General features: G+C 68.8%; 13 protein-coding genes. 6 read left to right on the plus strand and 7 right to left on the minus strand.

Features of this window, described 5'->3' with window-relative positions:
- The first annotated feature begins 260 nt into the window (after nt 1-260).
- Nucleotides 261-4,334 carry a beta-galactosidase gene (locus RNB18_RS01860; RefSeq protein WP_394817588.1) on the plus strand — a complete coding sequence of 1,358 codons (4,074 nt, stop codon included), beginning with the start codon at nt 261-263 and terminating at the stop codon, nt 4,332-4,334.
- Nucleotides 4,335-4,420: 86 nt separating this feature from the next.
- Here RNB18_RS01860 and RNB18_RS01865 read toward each other — a convergent pair whose 3' ends face one another.
- The 3 genes from RNB18_RS01865 to RNB18_RS01875 form a co-directional block, all read right to left on the minus strand.
- Entirely contained in the window at nt 4,421-4,921 is a 501-nt protein-coding gene (locus RNB18_RS01865; RefSeq protein ID WP_311712350.1) for a pyridoxamine 5'-phosphate oxidase family protein, read from the minus strand.
- Between the two features lie 107 nt (nt 4,922-5,028).
- Nucleotides 5,029-6,657: a sodium/solute symporter gene (locus RNB18_RS01870; protein ID WP_311712351.1), complete on the minus strand. Its 1,629-nt coding sequence runs from the start codon at nt 6,655-6,657 to the stop codon at nt 5,029-5,031.
- Nucleotides 6,654-7,040, minus strand: a complete 387-nt coding sequence (locus RNB18_RS01875) for a DUF485 domain-containing protein (RefSeq protein ID WP_311712352.1) — start codon at nt 7,038-7,040, stop codon at nt 6,654-6,656. The genes RNB18_RS01870 and RNB18_RS01875 overlap by 4 nt, the downstream gene beginning before the upstream one ends.
- A 357-nt stretch (nt 7,041-7,397) precedes the next feature.
- On the opposite strand from RNB18_RS01875, the gene RNB18_RS01880 reads away from it, so the two are divergent.
- The 5 genes from RNB18_RS01880 (at nt 7,398) to RNB18_RS01900 (ending at nt 12,481) form a co-directional block, all read left to right on the plus strand.
- The gene (locus RNB18_RS01880) at nt 7,398-7,586 is read left to right on the plus strand and encodes a hypothetical protein (RefSeq protein ID WP_394817572.1); all 189 of its coding nucleotides are present in this window, start codon (nt 7,398-7,400) and stop codon (nt 7,584-7,586) included.
- A 320-nt stretch (nt 7,587-7,906) separates the two neighbouring features.
- The gene (kdpF, locus tag RNB18_RS01885) at nt 7,907-7,996 is read left to right on the plus strand and encodes a K(+)-transporting ATPase subunit F (RefSeq protein WP_311712353.1); all 90 of its coding nucleotides are present in this window, start codon (nt 7,907-7,909) and stop codon (nt 7,994-7,996) included.
- An 8-nt stretch (nt 7,997-8,004) separates the two neighbouring features.
- Entirely contained in the window at nt 8,005-9,684 is a 1,680-nt protein-coding gene (kdpA, locus tag RNB18_RS01890) for a potassium-transporting ATPase subunit KdpA (protein ID WP_311712354.1), read from the plus strand.
- Nucleotides 9,681-11,807 carry a potassium-transporting ATPase subunit KdpB gene (gene kdpB / locus RNB18_RS01895; RefSeq protein WP_311712355.1) on the plus strand — a complete coding sequence of 709 codons (2,127 nt, stop codon included), beginning with the start codon at nt 9,681-9,683 and terminating at the stop codon, nt 11,805-11,807. The genes kdpA and kdpB overlap by 4 nt, the downstream gene beginning before the upstream one ends.
- 5 nt (nt 11,808-11,812) lie before the next feature.
- Nucleotides 11,813-12,481, plus strand: a complete 669-nt coding sequence (locus RNB18_RS01900) for a potassium-transporting ATPase subunit C (RefSeq protein WP_311712356.1) — start codon at nt 11,813-11,815, stop codon at nt 12,479-12,481.
- An 85-nt stretch (nt 12,482-12,566) separates the two neighbouring features.
- Here the strand turns inward: RNB18_RS01900 and RNB18_RS01905 are convergent, their stop codons facing one another.
- The 4 genes from RNB18_RS01905 to RNB18_RS01920 all read right to left on the minus strand — a co-directional run bounded on the left by RNB18_RS01905 (nt 12,567) and on the right by RNB18_RS01920 (nt 15,909).
- Entirely contained in the window at nt 12,567-13,385 is an 819-nt protein-coding gene (locus RNB18_RS01905) for an ABC transporter permease (protein WP_311712357.1), read from the minus strand.
- Nucleotides 13,382-14,371: an ATP-binding cassette domain-containing protein gene (locus RNB18_RS01910; RefSeq protein WP_394817589.1), complete on the minus strand. Its 990-nt coding sequence runs from the start codon at nt 14,369-14,371 to the stop codon at nt 13,382-13,384. The genes RNB18_RS01905 and RNB18_RS01910 overlap by 4 nt, the downstream gene beginning before the upstream one ends.
- A gap of 73 nt (nt 14,372-14,444) precedes the next feature.
- Entirely contained in the window at nt 14,445-15,293 is an 849-nt protein-coding gene (locus RNB18_RS01915; RefSeq protein ID WP_311712359.1) for a DUF4097 family beta strand repeat-containing protein, read from the minus strand.
- Nucleotides 15,294-15,390: 97 nt separating this feature from the next.
- A complete protein-coding gene (locus RNB18_RS01920; RefSeq protein ID WP_311712360.1) occupies nt 15,391-15,909 on the minus strand; it encodes a hypothetical protein in 519 nt (172 codons plus the stop codon).
- Between the last annotated feature and the right edge of the window lie 116 nt (nt 15,910-16,025).

Genomic DNA, 16,025 nt, shown 5'->3' on the forward strand with positions numbered 1-16,025 from the left:
GCCATCGGGCTGTGCGCTGACAGTCGCTCGGCCGTCAGCCGTCCCCTCCGCCCCATCCGTGTTCTACCGCCCCATTGTGCAGAGCCAACGGCCCCCCTACTGTTCGACTTTGCCTGAGTCTGTTTGATGCTGATTGCTCAGGCGATAGGGAGGCCGCAGTGTGGGGTAATCCGATCGATTCAGAGGCTGCGAGACCCGGTCGCCGTGGGTGGTGGAGGGCGGCCATCGCGACGGCCGCGACCATCGCCCTGGCCGTGGGCATGGCCGCGCCCGCCGCGGCGCGGGAGGCGGACGGGCCGGCACCCGCCGCCGCATCCGCCGCCAACGCCCAGGCGCACACGGTGACTCTCGACGGCTACTCGTTCCTCGTCGACGGCAAGCGGACCTACCTCTGGTCCGGCGAGTTCCACTACTTCCGGCTTCCGAGCCCGGACCTGTGGCGGGACATCTTCCAGAAGATGAAGGCCGCCGGCTTCAACTCCACCTCCCTGTACTTCGACTGGGGCTACCACTCGCCCAAGCCGGGCGTGTACGACTTCACCGGGGTGCGTGACGTCGACAAGCTCCTCGACATGGCCGAGGAAGCCGGGCTCTACGTGATCGCGCGCCCCGCGCCGTACATCAACGCGGAGGTCGACAGCGGCGGCCTGCCCGGCTGGCTGACCACGAAGGCCGAGAACAACCGCAGCGACGACCCGCGGTTCCTCAAGTACGCCGACGAGTGGCTGACGCAGATCGACAAAATTATCGCCCGGCATCAACTCACCAACGGCACCGGGTCGGTCATCGCCTACCAGGTCGAGAACGAGTACTACAACGGCTCCGCCGCCGCCCGCTCCTACATGCAGCACCTCGAGGACAAGGCCCGCGCCGACGGCATCACCGTGCCGCTGACCGGCAACAACAACGGCACCTTCAACTCCGGTGCCGGCGCCCTGGACGTGGACGGCCCGGACTCCTATCCGCAGGGCTTCGACTGCTCGAACCCCTCGAAGTGGAACGGTGTCCCCGACATCAGCTACGACCACCCCGCCGGCAAGCCGCTCTACTCCCCGGAGTTCCAGGGCGGCGCCTTCGATCCCTGGGGTGGTCCGGGTTACGACAAGTGCGCCGAGCTCATCAACGATCAGTTCGCCAACGTCTTCTACAAGCAGAACATCGCGGTCGGCGCGACCGCGCAGAGCTTCTACATGACCTACGGCGGCACCAACTGGGGCTGGCTGAGCATGCCGCAGAACTACACGTCGTACGACTACGGAGCCGCGATCCGCGAGACCCGCCAGCTCGATCCGAAGTACGACGAGGACAAACTGATCGGGTACTTCACCCAGTCGGTGGCCCCGCTGACCAAGACCGACGCGATCAGGACCACGCCACCGGACGACTCCGCGGTCGTCGACACCGCCCGGATGAACCCGGACACCAAGACGCAGTTCCATGTGCTGCGGCACGGCAACTCCACGTCCACGGCGGTCGACAGGACTCACATCTCGCTGGACTTCAACGCCCAGCCGGCCGGGGACACCAGCTACACCTGGGACGACCCGGACTCCGCGCTCCAGTACGCCGGTTCGTGGTCGCACGTGGCCAACCAGAGCTACACCGGAGGCGACTACAAGAAGACCGAGTCGTTCTCCAACAAGGCCGGTGACTCGGTCACCGTCCCCTTCGACGGCACCGCGATCCGCTGGATCGGCTCGAAGACGAACAACCACGGCAACGCCGACGTCTACCTTGACGGCACCAAGGTGGCGACGGTCGACGACTCCGGCAGCGAGAACCAGGCGGTGGTCTTCCAGAAGACCGGCCTGGCGGCCGGGGCGCACACGCTGAAGATCGTCGTCTCCGGGAGCCACAGCTCGGGGTCCACCGACAACTACGTGGCCATCGACGCCATCGACGTGCCCACAGGTGACGCCGCCGCGCAGCCGACCTACCCGGTCGTCCCCCAGCAGCCGGGCACCGCGATCACGCTCGACGGACGCGACTCGCACGTGATCGTGGCGAACTACCGTCTCGGGGAAGCGCAGTTGCAGTACTCGACCTCGGAGATCATGACCGGGGCGACCATCGGCGACCGGGACCTCGCCGTGCTCTACGGCGACCCGGACAGCGACGGCGAAACCGTCCTGCGCTACTCCTCCAGGCCCACGGTGACCACCAGCGGCGGCACCGTCACGAGCACCTGGGACCAGGCCACCGGTGACCTGCGGCTGAACTACACCCACAAGGGCCTGATCCGGATCAACGTCAGCGGCGCCGGACAGCGCCCGCTGCTGCTGCTCGTGGGCGACAAGGCCACCGCGAAGACGTTCTGGCGTCAGGACACCGCGACCGGTCCGGTCCTGGTGCGCGGCACGCACCTGCTGCGGACGGCGACCAGCCTGAACGGCGGCCGTACGGTGGCGCTCACCGGCGACAACGCCGACGACAAGAACATCGAGGTGTTCACCTCCGCGGCCCGCGTCACCTGGAACGGCCGGCCGGTGGACACCCGGGCCACCGACACCCGGAGCCTGACCGGCACGATCCCGACGGCCGCCGCGATACACCTGCCGGCCCTCACGAACTGGAAGCACGCCGAGGAGTCCCCCGAAGCGGCCCCCGGCTTCGACGACACCAGCTGGCAGGTGGCCGACAGGACGACCACCAACAGCGTCTCCGGCATCAACAAGCTGCCGGTGCTCTACGCGGACGACTACGGCTTCCACACCGGCAACACCTGGTACCGCGGCCGCTTCCGCGCCACTGGCAAGGAGACCGGCATCCACCTGGTCTCGGACTCCGGCGGAGGCGCACAGGCCTTCTCCGCCTGGCTCAACGGCACCTTCCTGGGCAGCTCGACCACGGGCAGCGCCGACTTCACCTTCCCGGCCGGTTCGGTCAAGACCGAGGGCGACAACGTCCTCTCCGTGCTCACCGTGAACATGGGGCACGAGGAGGACTACAACTCCACCAACGGCAACAAGACCGCGCGCGGCCTGACCAGTGCCTCCCTGGTCGGAGCCCCGCTGACCTCCGTCACCTGGCGCCTTCAGGGCGTACGCGGTGGCGAGGACCTGCAGGACACGGTGCGCGGCCCGCTCTCGACGGGCGGCCTGTACGGCGAGCGGGCGGGCTGGTCCCTCCCGGGTTACCCGGACGGCAAGTGGAACCGGGTCACCCTGCCGACGACCGACACCCGCCCGGGGGTGTCCTGGTATCGCACCGATGCCACTCTGGACCTGCCCCGCGGCCAGGACACCTCACTCGGCCTGACGTTCACCGACGACCCGTCCCGCAAGTACCGTGCCACGCTCTTCGTGAACGGCTGGCAGGTCGGCAACTACGTCAACTACCTCGGCCCGCAGCACACGTTCCCCGTCCCCAACGGAATCCTGAACCCGAACGGCCGCAACAGCATCGCCATCGCCGTGTGGAACCTGGACGGCAGCACCGGCGGCCTCGGCAAGGTTTCCCTCACCGACTACGGCAGCTACGCCTCTTCCCTGCGCGTGGCGCAGAACGACAGCCCACGCTACGACCCCCGGAAGTACGCGATGCCGAAGCGTCCGGGAGCGGGCGTCACCCTGGACGTGCCCGATACCGCTCAGCCGGGAGAGGCCTTCACGGCCCGGACGACCGTGCGGGTGCCGAAGGGCGCACCGCCCGCGTCCCGGCTGACGGCCTCGCTCTCCGCACCCGACGGCTGGAGCGTGAGCGCCACGAGCCCGGTGTCCCTCAAGCGCCTGCAGCCGGGCGGATCGGCCACCTTCACGTGGCAGGTCCAGCCACCGACCGGTGATCTGCCCTCCGCCTCGGCACTGACCACCACGGTGCACTACCTGCAGAACGGACAGCAGGCCACTGGTGTCGACGAGCGGATCATCGGCGGGATACCACCGGCGCCGCCGGCCGGGACGACCGCTGTGAGCGACCTGCCGTTCCTGTCCTCCACCAACGGATGGGGGCCGGTGGAGCGTGACAGCAGCGTCGGCGAGCAGGCGGCCGGGGACGGCCGTGCGATCAGTATCGGCGGAGTGGGGTACGCCAAGGGCATCGGCACGAATGCGCTCAGCGACGTCCAGCTCTACCTCGCAGGAAACTGCTCGCGGTTGACGGCGGAAGTGGGCGTCGACGACGAGACGGGTGGCGCGGGAACGGTGACGTTCTCCGTGATCGCCGACGGCAAGACGCTGATGACCACGCCGACGATCCGCGGCCGCCAGGCCGCCGTCCCCATCGACGTCGACGTCAGCGGCGCCCAGGTGATCGACCTCAAGGTCGGCGACGGAGGCGACGGCAACGGCAACGACCACGGCGACTGGGCGGTACCCACACTGACGTGCGGCTGACAGCCGTATAGGGGAAGTGGGTCCCGGATTCTGCTGCCCGTGCCTCGCGAGGCACGGGCAGCAGAGGCGCGTCACCGTGTCTGTGCTCAGGCCCGCTGACGCTCCTCCCGCTGCCGGACCAGTTCCTCGACCGCGCTCGGCAGGGTCGTCTCGAAGTCGATCAGCTTTGCCCAGGTCGGTGTCACGACGATCCGGACCATGCCGTCGTGGTAGAGCGAACGCACCTCCGCCTCCCACTCGACCCGTTGCTCGGGGGTCATGTCGTAGGTACTGGTCGGCTGGAGATACTCGTCCGGGATGCCGTCGACGAAGTCCAGCTCCACCCGACCCCGGATGAGAAGGATCTTGGGCGGGTGCACCTCGGTGTCGATCGTCAGGGCGACCGCCGGGTTCTCGCGCAAGGCCGGCAGCTTCGGGGCGTTCTTCGTGGTGCACATGACGATCTCCGAGCCGTTCCAGACGAACGCGATCGGGACGTTGCGGGGTGTGCCGTCCTTGGCGACGTACGCCAAGCGGGTCACATCGCGAGCCAGCAGCTCCTGGCTGATCGGTCGGTTCAGAACCTCGGTGATCTCGTTCGTGTCCACGGTTGTTCCTCCGTTGTCCTTCTCGGTCCGGCCGACGGCTCGTTGGGGTCGGTCATACCTGGGACGGAGCCGGCGCCACATTCTCGACACCCGGAACCAACTGAGTTCTAGTCGTTGTCGCTCCAGCTCGGGCGGCGCTGCGGAGGTCCGGCGAGGATCAGTTGCTCGATGCCGGCGTACCGTTCGCGTGCACGACGGGCGCTGCGGCGTCCGCTCAGGACGGTGCCCAGCCAGCCGCAGGCGAAGCCGACCGGTACGGAGACCAGGGCGGTGGTGGTGAAGGGGAACCAGTTCAGGTCGGCTTCCGGGAACGCTGATGCCGGGGAGCCGGAGACGAGCCGGGTGCCCGACATCAGTACGAGGACGGCGACCGAACCGCCGACCAGCGTGCCGAGCAGCCCGGCCTTGCCGAAGCGTCGCCAGAACAGCGAGTAGACCAGCGCGGGCGCGATGGCGGAGGCGCCCATGCAGAAGGACAGGGTGGCCAGCGGCTGAAGGCTGCGGTGCTGGGCCACGGCCGCCAGCAGCACCACCGGTACGCCCACGATCAGCGCGCCGGCCCTCGCCAGGGTCATCTCCCGCAGGGCCGGCATCCCACTGTGCCGGGAGGCCGCGACGTCGTGCGCCAGGGAGTTGGCGCAGGCGAGCGTCATCCCGGCGACGGACGCCAGGAGGGTCAGGAAGATCGCCGTGGTGACGGTGCTGAACACCAGGCTCTCGGTGCGGGAGACGTCGGGGCCGAACACGGCACGGGCGCCCAGCAGGTAGGCGGTGCTGCCGTGCGGGTCGGCGGCCGTGATCCGCTCGCGGCCGACCAGTGCGGTGGCGCCGAGGCCGATGACGGTGATCACCAGCATGAACAGGGCGACCGAGGACACCGCCCAGGACATCGTGCGCCGTACCTGGCGGGCGTTGCCCGCGGTGTACATCCGCATGGTGACGTGTGGCAGGCAGGCGCCGCCGAGCACGATGGCGACCTGTGTGCTGACCATGTCCAGTCCGGGGTGCGGCCCGTCCGCGAACTGCAGGCCGTACTGAAGGAACGCCTGACCGGTCCCGCTGCGCTGTGCGGCGGTGTCGACCAGCGTGCCCGGGTGCCAGCCGAAAGTGGCGAGGACGAGTACGGCGACCACGAGGCCGGATCCGAGGAGCATCACCGTCTTGATGATCTGGATCAGCGCGGTCCCCCTCATCCCGCCCAGGGCGGCGTAACTGATCATCAGGATGCCGGCGCCGGCGATGCAGCCGGTCTGCATGGCACGGTCGGAGAAGCCCAGGATGAACGCCAGCAGCTGTCCCACGCCCGCCAGTTGCACGATCATCATCGGGATCAGCGACAGCAGGGTCACCGCACACGCGGTGATGCGCACGGCCCGCCCGGGGACACGTCGGCTCAGTGCGTCGCCCATGGTGAACCGGCCGGTGTTGTGCAGGGGTTCGGCGAGCAGGAACATCAGCAGCAGCAGGGACAGCAGCGTGCTCAGGGCCAGGACGACTCCGTCGTAGCCGCACAGGGCGATGACCCCGCCGATGGTGAGCACGGTCGCGGCGGAGATGTAGTCGCCGGCGACCGCCAGGCCGTTGCGCAGCGGGGACAGTGTTCGGTAGCCGGTGTAGAACTCCTCCAGGTCGTCGCGGTCGGGGCCGGTCAGGACGCACAGCAGGAGCGTGAGGGTGACGACGCTGCAGAACGCGACCAGGGACCAGGACTGCGCGGAGCCGCCGAGGTCGGTCATGCCTGTGCCCGTCCGTCGTCGTCGGCCGGTGGCGCGTAGCGGCTGACCCTGCGGGCCAGGGGATCGACGAATCGCCGTGCCGAGTACTCGAAGAGCAGGACGGCGAGCCAGGTGACGGGGATCTGTACGACGGCGAGCAGCAGGCCGGTGGGAAGTTCGCCGAGGGCCGGGCGAGCCATCAGGGCGGGGGCCTCGACGGTGAGGGTGAGGAAGGCGGCGAAGTAACCGAGGGCGGCGAGGGTGGCCACGCGCCGCTGCCACCGGCAGGCGCGGCGCAGGACGCGCAGGGCGCGGTGGTAGCTGGACCACGGCGGCCGGTGCGCGGAGGGGACCCGTCCGTTGTGCCGGTGCGACAGGGATAATTCCGAGCGGTCGTAGGACATCCCAAAACTCCTAGCGCGGTGGGGGCGCGGTTCGGGTCACCGCACGTTATGCGGGTGTCCGGGCGGTGGATGGGTGTTCCGTTGAACTTTCTGCGGGGAGCCCCGAAGGCGAGCAGGTCGCGGTTGGTGTCTATGGTGCGGGTGTGGCGGGAGTGTCTCCTGTGTATCTTTTTGCTTGGAATTCGCTCACCTGTATGTCGTACGTCAGTCCCTGTCGACAGGGTGATGACCGGTACGTCGAATGCCGCAGTGGTGTGCCGTCCATCGAGGGGGTGGTACTGCTGGCATATGCCTGTCGACTATCGCACTGCCTGAACGGCGCGCTCCTCCGGCGTCCTTCCGACTCCGAATGCCGCGGTGAGGTCCGTAGCGGTGGTCCGAGCCGTCGACGAAGGCGATCTGCCCCCGCAGACCGATCCGGGACTGCTGGCCCGCTACGTCACCACCTTCGCCTACGGCATCGCCGTCCAGGCCGCGAGCGGTGTCGGCCGCGACGAACTCCCGGCGCTGGCTGACGCCGCTCTGCGCAACTGGCCCCTCTTCTGAGAGTTTCCCGGCTTACGTCGACGTCACGTGCGGCACGTTCCCGCAGGGCGGGCAGGTCGGGTTCCGTCGTGAGAAGCCCCTGCTGTGGCAGCGGCTGCTGCAGAACGTCCCGCGGCGTATGAGTCCCGTCAAAGGTGGGGGGGCCGCCGTAAGAGAGGCGTCAACGACCGCGGAATCGGGCCGGAAGGGCGTTTTCCTCTAATCGTCCGTTCCACCCGAACCTCACTCCAGGAGTTCGCGATGGCCGATCTGGCCTTCGTCGTCACCACAGTCGCGGTCTTCGCGCTGGTGGCACTCGTCGCCAAGGGGGTGACGAAGCTGTGACCGCCGAAAACGTCGTCGGCCTGATCGTGGCCGTCGCCATGCTGGGCTATCTCGTCCTCGCGCTGATCTTCCCCGAGAGGTTCTGAGACACAGCATGGGTCCCGTACTCGCCGGCGTGCTCCAGCTGCTCGCGCTCATAGCGGCGCTGGCGCTCGCCTACGTCCCCCTCGGCACCTACATGGCCAGGGTCTACTCCTCCGACAAGCACTGGCGCGTCGAGAAGTGGATCTACAAGGGCATCGGCGCCGACCCGAACACCGAGATGCGCTGGCCGGCCTACCTGCGCGGTGTCCTGGCCTTCTCGGCCGTGAGTGTCGTCTTCCTCTACCTGCTCCAGCGGCTCCAGGGCCACCTGCCCGGCTCGCTCGGCTTCAAGGCGATCGACCCCGACCAGGCGTTCAACACCGCCGCGTCCTTCGTCACCAACACCAACTGGCAGTCGTACTACGGCGAGCAGGCCATGGGCCACGTCGTGCAGACCGCCGGGCTCGCGGTGCAGAACTTCGTCTCGGCGGCCGTCGGTATCGCCGTGGCGGTGGCGCTCGTACGAGGGTTCGCGCGCTCCCGCACCGGCGAGCTGGGCAACTTCTGGTCGGACCTGGTGCGCGGTGTGACCCGCATCCTGCTGCCGCTCTCCGTCGTCGCCGCGATCGTCCTGGTCGCCTGCGGCGCCATCCAGAACTTTTCCGGCATCCACGAGGTCGGGCAATTCTTCAGTGGGCACAGCATGGGCGGCCACCAGCAGTGGAACGGCGGCGCGGTCGCCTCGCAGGAGGCCATCAAGGAGATCGGAACCAACGGCGGCGGCTACTTCAACGCCAACTCCGCCCACCCCTTCGAGAACCCGACCCCCTTCACCAACCTCTTCGAGATCTTCCTGCTGCTGGTCATCCCGTTCGCGCTGACCCGCACCTTCGGCATCATGGTCGGCTCCCTCAGGCAGGGCTACGCGATCCTCGCCACCATGGCCACCATCTGGGTCGGGTTCATCGCGCTGATGATGTGGACCGAGTTCGCACACCACGGTCCGGCGCTCCAGATCGCCGGGGGAGCGATGGAGGGCAAGGAGACCCGGTTCGGGGTCGGCGCCTCGTCGATCTTCGCGGTGTCGACCACGCTCACCTCGACCGGCGCGGTGGACTCCTTCCACTCCTCGTTCACCGGCCTGGGCGGCGGGATCACCATGCTGGGCATGCAGCTGGGCGAGATCGCGCCCGGCGGCACCGGCTCCGGGCTCTACGGCATGCTGGTCATGGCGATCATCGCGGTGTTCATCGCCGGTCTCATGGTCGGCCGCACGCCCGAGTACCTGGGTAAGAAGATCGGCACCCGCGAGATCAAGTTCGCGGCCTGCTACATCCTCATCACCCCGGCGCTGGTGCTCATCCTCACCGCCGCCGCGATGGCCCTGCCCACCCCGGGCCACTCGATGACCAACAGCGGTGCGCACGGATTCTCCGAGATCCTGTACGCCTACAGCTCGGCCGCGAACAACAACGGTTCGGCCTTCGCCGGTCTGAACGCGGACACCCAGTGGTTCAACAGCACGCTGGGGCTGGCCATGGTGCTGGGCCGTTTCCTGCCGATGGTGTTCGTGCTGGCGCTGGCCGGTTCGCTCGCCGAGCAGAAGCCGGTGCCCGCCACCGCGGGCACACTCCGCACCGAGAAGCCCCTGTTCACCGGCCTGCTGGTGGGCGCGATCCTGATCATCACCGGTCTGACCTACTTCCCGGCCCTCGCGTTGGGTCCGCTCGCCGAGGGGCTGGCGTCATGACGACAAACACGCAGAAGCAAGAGGACTCGATGTCCACAGCCACCCCTACCCGCCCACCCCACCAGGACGTCCCCACCGGTCACAAGGAGAGCCGTGTCGGCGCGGGCCTCTTCGATCCCAAGCAGCTGCTGAAGTCGCTGCCGGACGCCTGTCGCAAGCTCGACCCGCGAGTGATGGTCAAGTCACCCGTGATGTTCGTGGTGTGGATCGGCTCGGTGCTGACCACCGTCTTCTCCTTCAAGGACCCGGGTGACTGGTTCGGCTGGACGATCAGCGCCTGGCTGTGGCTGACGGTGGTCTTCGCCAACCTGGCCGAGGCGGTCGCCGAGGGCCGTGGCAAGGCGCAGGCGGACACCCTGCGCAAGGCCAAGACCGACACGGTGGCCCGACGGCTCGTGGGGGAGTCCGAGGAGCAGGTGCCCGGCACCGAGCTGCGGATCGGTGACCTGGTCGTCTGCGAGGCCGGCGACATCATTCCCGGCGACGGTGACGTCGTCGAGGGCGTCGCGAGTGTCGACGAGTCGGCGATCACCGGCGAGTCGGCGCCCGTCATCCGGGAGTCCGGCGGCGACCGGTCCGCGGTGACCGGTGGCACGAAGGTCCTGTCCGACCGCATCGTCATCAAGATCACGACGAAGCCGGGCGAGACCTTCATCGACCGGATGATCAACCTGGTCGAGGGCGCGGCCCGGCAGAAGACGCCGAACGAGATCGCGCTGAACATCCTGCTCGCCTCGCTCACGATCGTCTTCCTGCTCGCGGTGGCGACCCTGCCGCCGTTCGCCGACTACGCGGGCACCCACCTCACGATGGTCGTGCTGGTCGCGCTGCTGGTCTGTCTCATCCCCACCACCATCGGCGCGCTGCTCTCCGCGATCGGCATCGCCGGCATGGACCGGCTCGTGCAGCGCAACGTGCTGGCCATGTCCGGCCGGGCGGTCGAGGCCGCCGGTGACGTGTCGACCCTGCTGCTCGACAAGACCGGCACCATCACGCTGGGCAACCGGCAGGCGTCCGAGTTCGTGCCGGTGAGCGGGACGACGGAGGCCGAACTGGCCGACGCCGCCCAGCTGTCGTCGCTGGCAGACGAGACGCCCGAGGGCCGCTCCATCGTCGTACTCGCGAAGGAGAATCACGGCCTGCGCGAGCGCCACCAGGGCGAGTTGACCGACGCCGAGTGGATCGCGTTCACCGCACAGACCCGGATGTCCGGCGTGGACGTCGACGGGCGCAAGATCCGCAAGGGCGCGGCCGGTTCGGTCGTCGCCTGGGTCCGGGAGCAGGGCGGCGAAGTGTCCGAGGATGCCGGCGCGCTCACCGACCGGATCTCCGAGGCGGGCGGCACGCCTCTGCTCGTCGCGGTCGAGGACACCGACGGCGCCCGGGTGTTGGGCGTCATCCATCTCAAGGACGTCGTCAAGGAGGGCATGCGGGAGCGGTTCGACGAGCTGCGGCGCATGGGCATCAAGACCGTCATGATCACCGGTGACAACCCGCTGACGGCCAAGGCCATCGCCGAGGAGGCCGGCGTCGACGACTTCCTCGCGGAGGCCACCCCCGAGGACAAGATGGCCCTCATCAGGCGGGAGCAGGCGGGCGGCAAACTCGTCGCGATGACCGGCGACGGCACCAACGACGCGCCCGCGCTCGCCCAGGCGGACGTCGGCGTCGCGATGAACACGGGTACGTCGGCCGCGAAGGAGGCCGGCAACATGGTCGACCTCGACTCCAATCCGACCAAGCTGATCGAGATCGTCGAGATCGGCAAGCAACTGCTCATCACCCGGGGCGCGTTGACCACGTTCTCCATCGCCAACGACGTCGCGAAATACTTCGCGATCATCCCGGCGCTGTTCGCTGCGGTCTACCCGGGCCTGGACAAGCTCAACATCATGGGTCTGGCCTCGCCGGACTCCGCGATCCTGTCCGCCGTCATCTTCAACGCGCTGATCATCATCGCGCTGGTGCCGCTGTCGCTGAGGGGTGTGCAGTACCGGCCCGTCAGCGCGGACAAGATGCTCCGCCGCAACCTCACGATCTACGGCATCGGCGGCCTGGTCGCCCCCTTCGTCGGCATCAAGCTCATCGACCTGCTCATCTCCCTCATCCCCGGGATCGGCTAGAGGCCATGAACTACTCCGTAACCAACACCGTTCGGTTGCTCTGGGCGGGCCTGCGCGCCCTCCTCGTGCTGACCCTGGTGACCGGCGTCATCTACCCGCTGGTGGTGACCGGTATCGCTCAGGGGCTGTTCAGCGACCAGGCCAACGGCTCCGAGATCAAGGCGGACGGCAAGGTCGTCGGCTCGTCCCTGATCGGGCAGTCGTACAACTTGCCGCTGAAGAAGGGCCAGGAGACCCCGGGGCCCGACCTGAAGTGGTTCCAGGGGCGCCCGCAGAACGGACTCGGCACCAACAGCGTCAACACCCAGTACAAGCTGATCCTGTCCGGCGCGACCAACCGGTCCGCGGACAACAGGGACCTGATCGGCTGGGTGACCGCCGCCAAGAAGGCCGTCATAGAGGACAACTCCGTGAACGGCTACACGGTCAAGCCCTCCGACGTGCCCGCCGACGCGGTGACCTCCTCCGGCTCTGGCCTCGACCCGGACATCTCCCCGCAGTACGCGGACATCCAGGTCCACCGGATCGCCGAGAAGAACGGCGTCTCCGTGGCCCAGGTGCAGAAGCTGGTCGACGACCACACCGAGGGCCGCACCCTTGGCTTCATCGGCGAGCCCCGGGTGAACGTCCTCGAACTCAACGTCGCGCTCAAGGAACTCGTTTCGAAGAGCTGATGGCGTTACGGGGCGGTGTACACCGACGCAGTGCCGGAGTACACCGCCCGCGGGCGGGACGAGCTGTCGAAGGCAGTTCGCGCGGTCACTTCGGGTCGCGGTCGAACACCGCCTTCGACCAGCGGTAGCCGAGCGCCGCGAGGCCCACGCACCAGACGATCGTGATCCACCAGTTGTTGCCGATCTCGGTGCCGAGCAGCAGCCCGCGCAGGGTCTCGATGGCGGGCGTGAAGGGCTGGTACTCGGCGATCGGCTGGAACCAGCCCGGCATTGCGTCGACCGGCACGAAGGCGCTGGAGATGAGCGGCAGGAAGACCAGCGGCAGCGCGTTGTTGCTGGCTGCCTCGGCGCTGGGGCTGACCATGCCCATCCCGACCGCGATCCAGGTGAACGCCAGGGCGAACAGCGCGAGGAGCCCGAGAGCCGCGATCCACTCCAGGGCCGAGGCGTCCGTGGAGCGGAAGCCGATGGCCACACCGACGGCGCCGACGAGGACCACGCTGATGACCGACTGGAGCACGCTGCCGATGACGTGTCCGATGAGCACGGAGCCGCGGTGGATCGCCATGGTGCGGAAGCGGGCGGTGATGCCCTCGGTCATGTCCATGGAGACGGACACTGCGGTGCCGACCAGGGTGCCGCCGATGGTCATCAGCAGGATGCCCGGGACGAGATACGCGATGTACTCCGAGCGGTCGGCGCCGCCACCGCCGATGCCCGCGCTCATCACGTCACCGAAGACATAGACGAACAGCAGCAGCAGGACGATCGGTGTGAGCAGCAGGTTCAGGGTGAGAGAGGGGTAGCGGCGCGCGTGCAGCAGGTTGCGGCGCAGCATCGTGCTCGAGTCCCGCACGGCGAGCGAGATCCGGGTCGGGCGGGCGGGAGCCAGGGGGGAGCTCATCGGACGGCCTCACCTTTCTTGTCGGTTCGGTCGGCTCCGCCGGTCAGGGCGAAGAACACGTCGTCGAGGTCGGGGGAGTGCATGGTCAGCTCATCGGCCTCCACGCCGGCGGCGTCCAGCCAGTCGAGCAGGGAGCGCAGCTCGCGCTGGCTGCCTTCGCTGGGGATCTGGAGCGCGAGCGCCTCGTCGTCCGGGGTGGCCTCGCGCAGGGCGGAGGCAGCGGACCGGTATGCGGCCGGGTCGGTGAAGCGGAGCCGGACGTGCCCGCCGGGGATCAGCCGCTTCAGCTCGTCGGCGGTGCCCTCGGCGGCGATCCTGCCGTCATTCAGCACGGCGATGCGGTCGGCGAGTTCGTCGGCCTCCTCCAGGTACTGGGTGGTGAGGAAGACGGTGACGCCGTCGGAGACCAGTTCGCGGATGATCTGCCACATGTTGTGGCGGGAGCGCGGGTCGAGGCCGGTGGTGGGCTCGTCGAGGAAGATGATCCGCGGGCTGCCGACCAGGGTCATGGCGATGTCGAGGCGGCGCTTCATGCCGCCGGAGTAGGTGGAGGCGGGCTTCTTGGCGGCCTCGGTGAGGTCGAACCGTTCCAGCAGTTCGGCGGCGACCCGCCGCCCCTCGGCCTTGGGCAGGTGGTGCAGGTCCGCCATCAGGAGCATGTTCTCCTCACCGGTGATCAGCCCGTCCACGGCGGAGAACTGCCCGGTGACACCGATCGCGGCGCGCACGCCGTCCGGTGACGTGGCGACATCGTGGCCCGCGACCTGTGCCTGTCCGCCGTCGGCGGTGATGAGCGTGGAAAGGATCTTCACGGCGGTGGTCTTGCCGGCGCCGTTCGGTCCGAGCAGCGCGAACACCGTCCCGGCCGGGATGTGCAGATCGATGCCGTCGAGGACGGTCTTGCCGCCGTACGACTTGCGCAGACCGACGGTGGAGACGGCGGCGGGCGACTGCGGACCGTCGCCCCGCCGCCTGGGCGTGGGCATGACAGATGAAGGCATGGGGCCCTCCGATCGAAGGTGAAGTGAGTGGGGTAGGAGCTCGTTGACGATGTGGTGCTCAGGCCCTGGCGCGGCGGACGTCGATGTTGCCGTACTTGGTGCGGGCGCGGATCTTGACGGTGTCGTCGGTCTGTTCCGGGGTCTCGGACGCGGTGAGCGTGTTGCGCACCTGGCCCGAGCCGGAGCTGACGTCGAGCCAGGCGGCCGTGCCCTCGCGGACGCCGACGTCGATGGCGCCGTGGTTGGTCTCCAACTGGACGGTGCCACGGGCCACTTCGCCCACCCGCAGGGTGCCGTGGGCGGTGGTGGCGGTGACGGAGTCCTCGGCGCGACGGATCTCGATGTCGCCGTTGGCGCCGCTCACCCGCAGCTCGCCGGTCGCGGCGTCGACCGTCGTGGTGCCGTGTGAGTTCTTCAGGACGGCGGGGCCGTCGAGGAGGCCGACGCGCAGGCTGCCGGAGCTGGTGGTGATCTCGGCCCGGCCCTCGACCCGGTCCACGGTGATCGAGCCGTGCGACGCGGTCAGCTGGAGCGGGCCCGTCGTGTCGAGGCGGACGTCCCCGGACGAGGTCTTCACGTGGACCTCGCCGAGCCGGCCCTCGCCCAGCACCTGGGCCCAGGCGCCGGTCATGTCGATGCGCGACTCCGCGGGCAACTCGACCATCACGTCCACGGTGCCCGTGCGGCCGAGCCCGAGCAGATTGCCCTTGGGCGTCCTGACGGTCAGGACGCCGCCCGCGTACGTGACCTCGGTCTGCTCGGCCGCCCGTACGTCCAGGTCCTTCTTCGGGTCGCGGGGCCGCACATCGACGACCGTGTCGAGGCGGTCGCCCGCGGTGAACTGGATGGAACCGGCCTCCACGCGCGCCGTGACCGAGATCGCTTCGGGAGTGTCGAAAGAAGGCATGGCTGTCCCGTCCTCTTGAGTCATTGGGTCGTCCCCGCTGGTGGGACGTGGTGTGGGTGCGGTGCTGGTTTTTTTGGGGTGTGGGCGGGGAGCGCGGCTAGCGCACCCAGCCCGTGAAGCTCTGTCCGACGGTCTGGGCCTTCTCCGTCGTACGCGGCCGGGTGCCGCCGTCGACCGCGGCCGACACGGCGCGCACCAGCCACGCGTTGACCGACAGGCCCTCGCGGGTGGCGGCCTCCTCGGCGCGAGTCTTGAGGTGGGCCGGCAGACGCAGGTTGACGCGGGCCGTGCCCCCGTCGTCGCCGTCGGCCGGGACCGGGGCCCTGAATGCTTCGGCGGGCGCGGCCGGCTCAGCGGGGGCACCGCCATAGGTGGGCGGCGGTGTCACCACGAAGTCGGGGTCGAGCCCGCGCAGTCGTACGTCGACCGAGCCGGGGGCGAGTTCACGGGTGATCTCGTCCATCGCGGCGGAGAGCATGTTGAGCATGGTCAGACGGGTGGCCGACTCCAGGGGAGCGGTGAGCCTCTCGGCCAGCTCGCGGGCTTCTTCGCCGCCGGCTTCGGCGGCCACCGCGAGTTCGCGGCGGAGGGAGTCGACATACGGGGTGAGGTCCATGACGCCATGGTGGCACCAAACCTGTGCCACATGCAACCCCGGGTGGTGCCGCTGCCTGGTGGGCCGTGTTCTCTGGGTGCGCGGAATGGCGTCAGTGACACCTGCCGGTGTCGTCC

Origin of the sequence: Streptomyces doebereineriae, assembly GCF_031845645.1 — a bacterium.
Classification (GTDB): domain Bacteria; phylum Actinomycetota; class Actinomycetes; order Streptomycetales; family Streptomycetaceae; genus Streptomyces; species Streptomyces canus.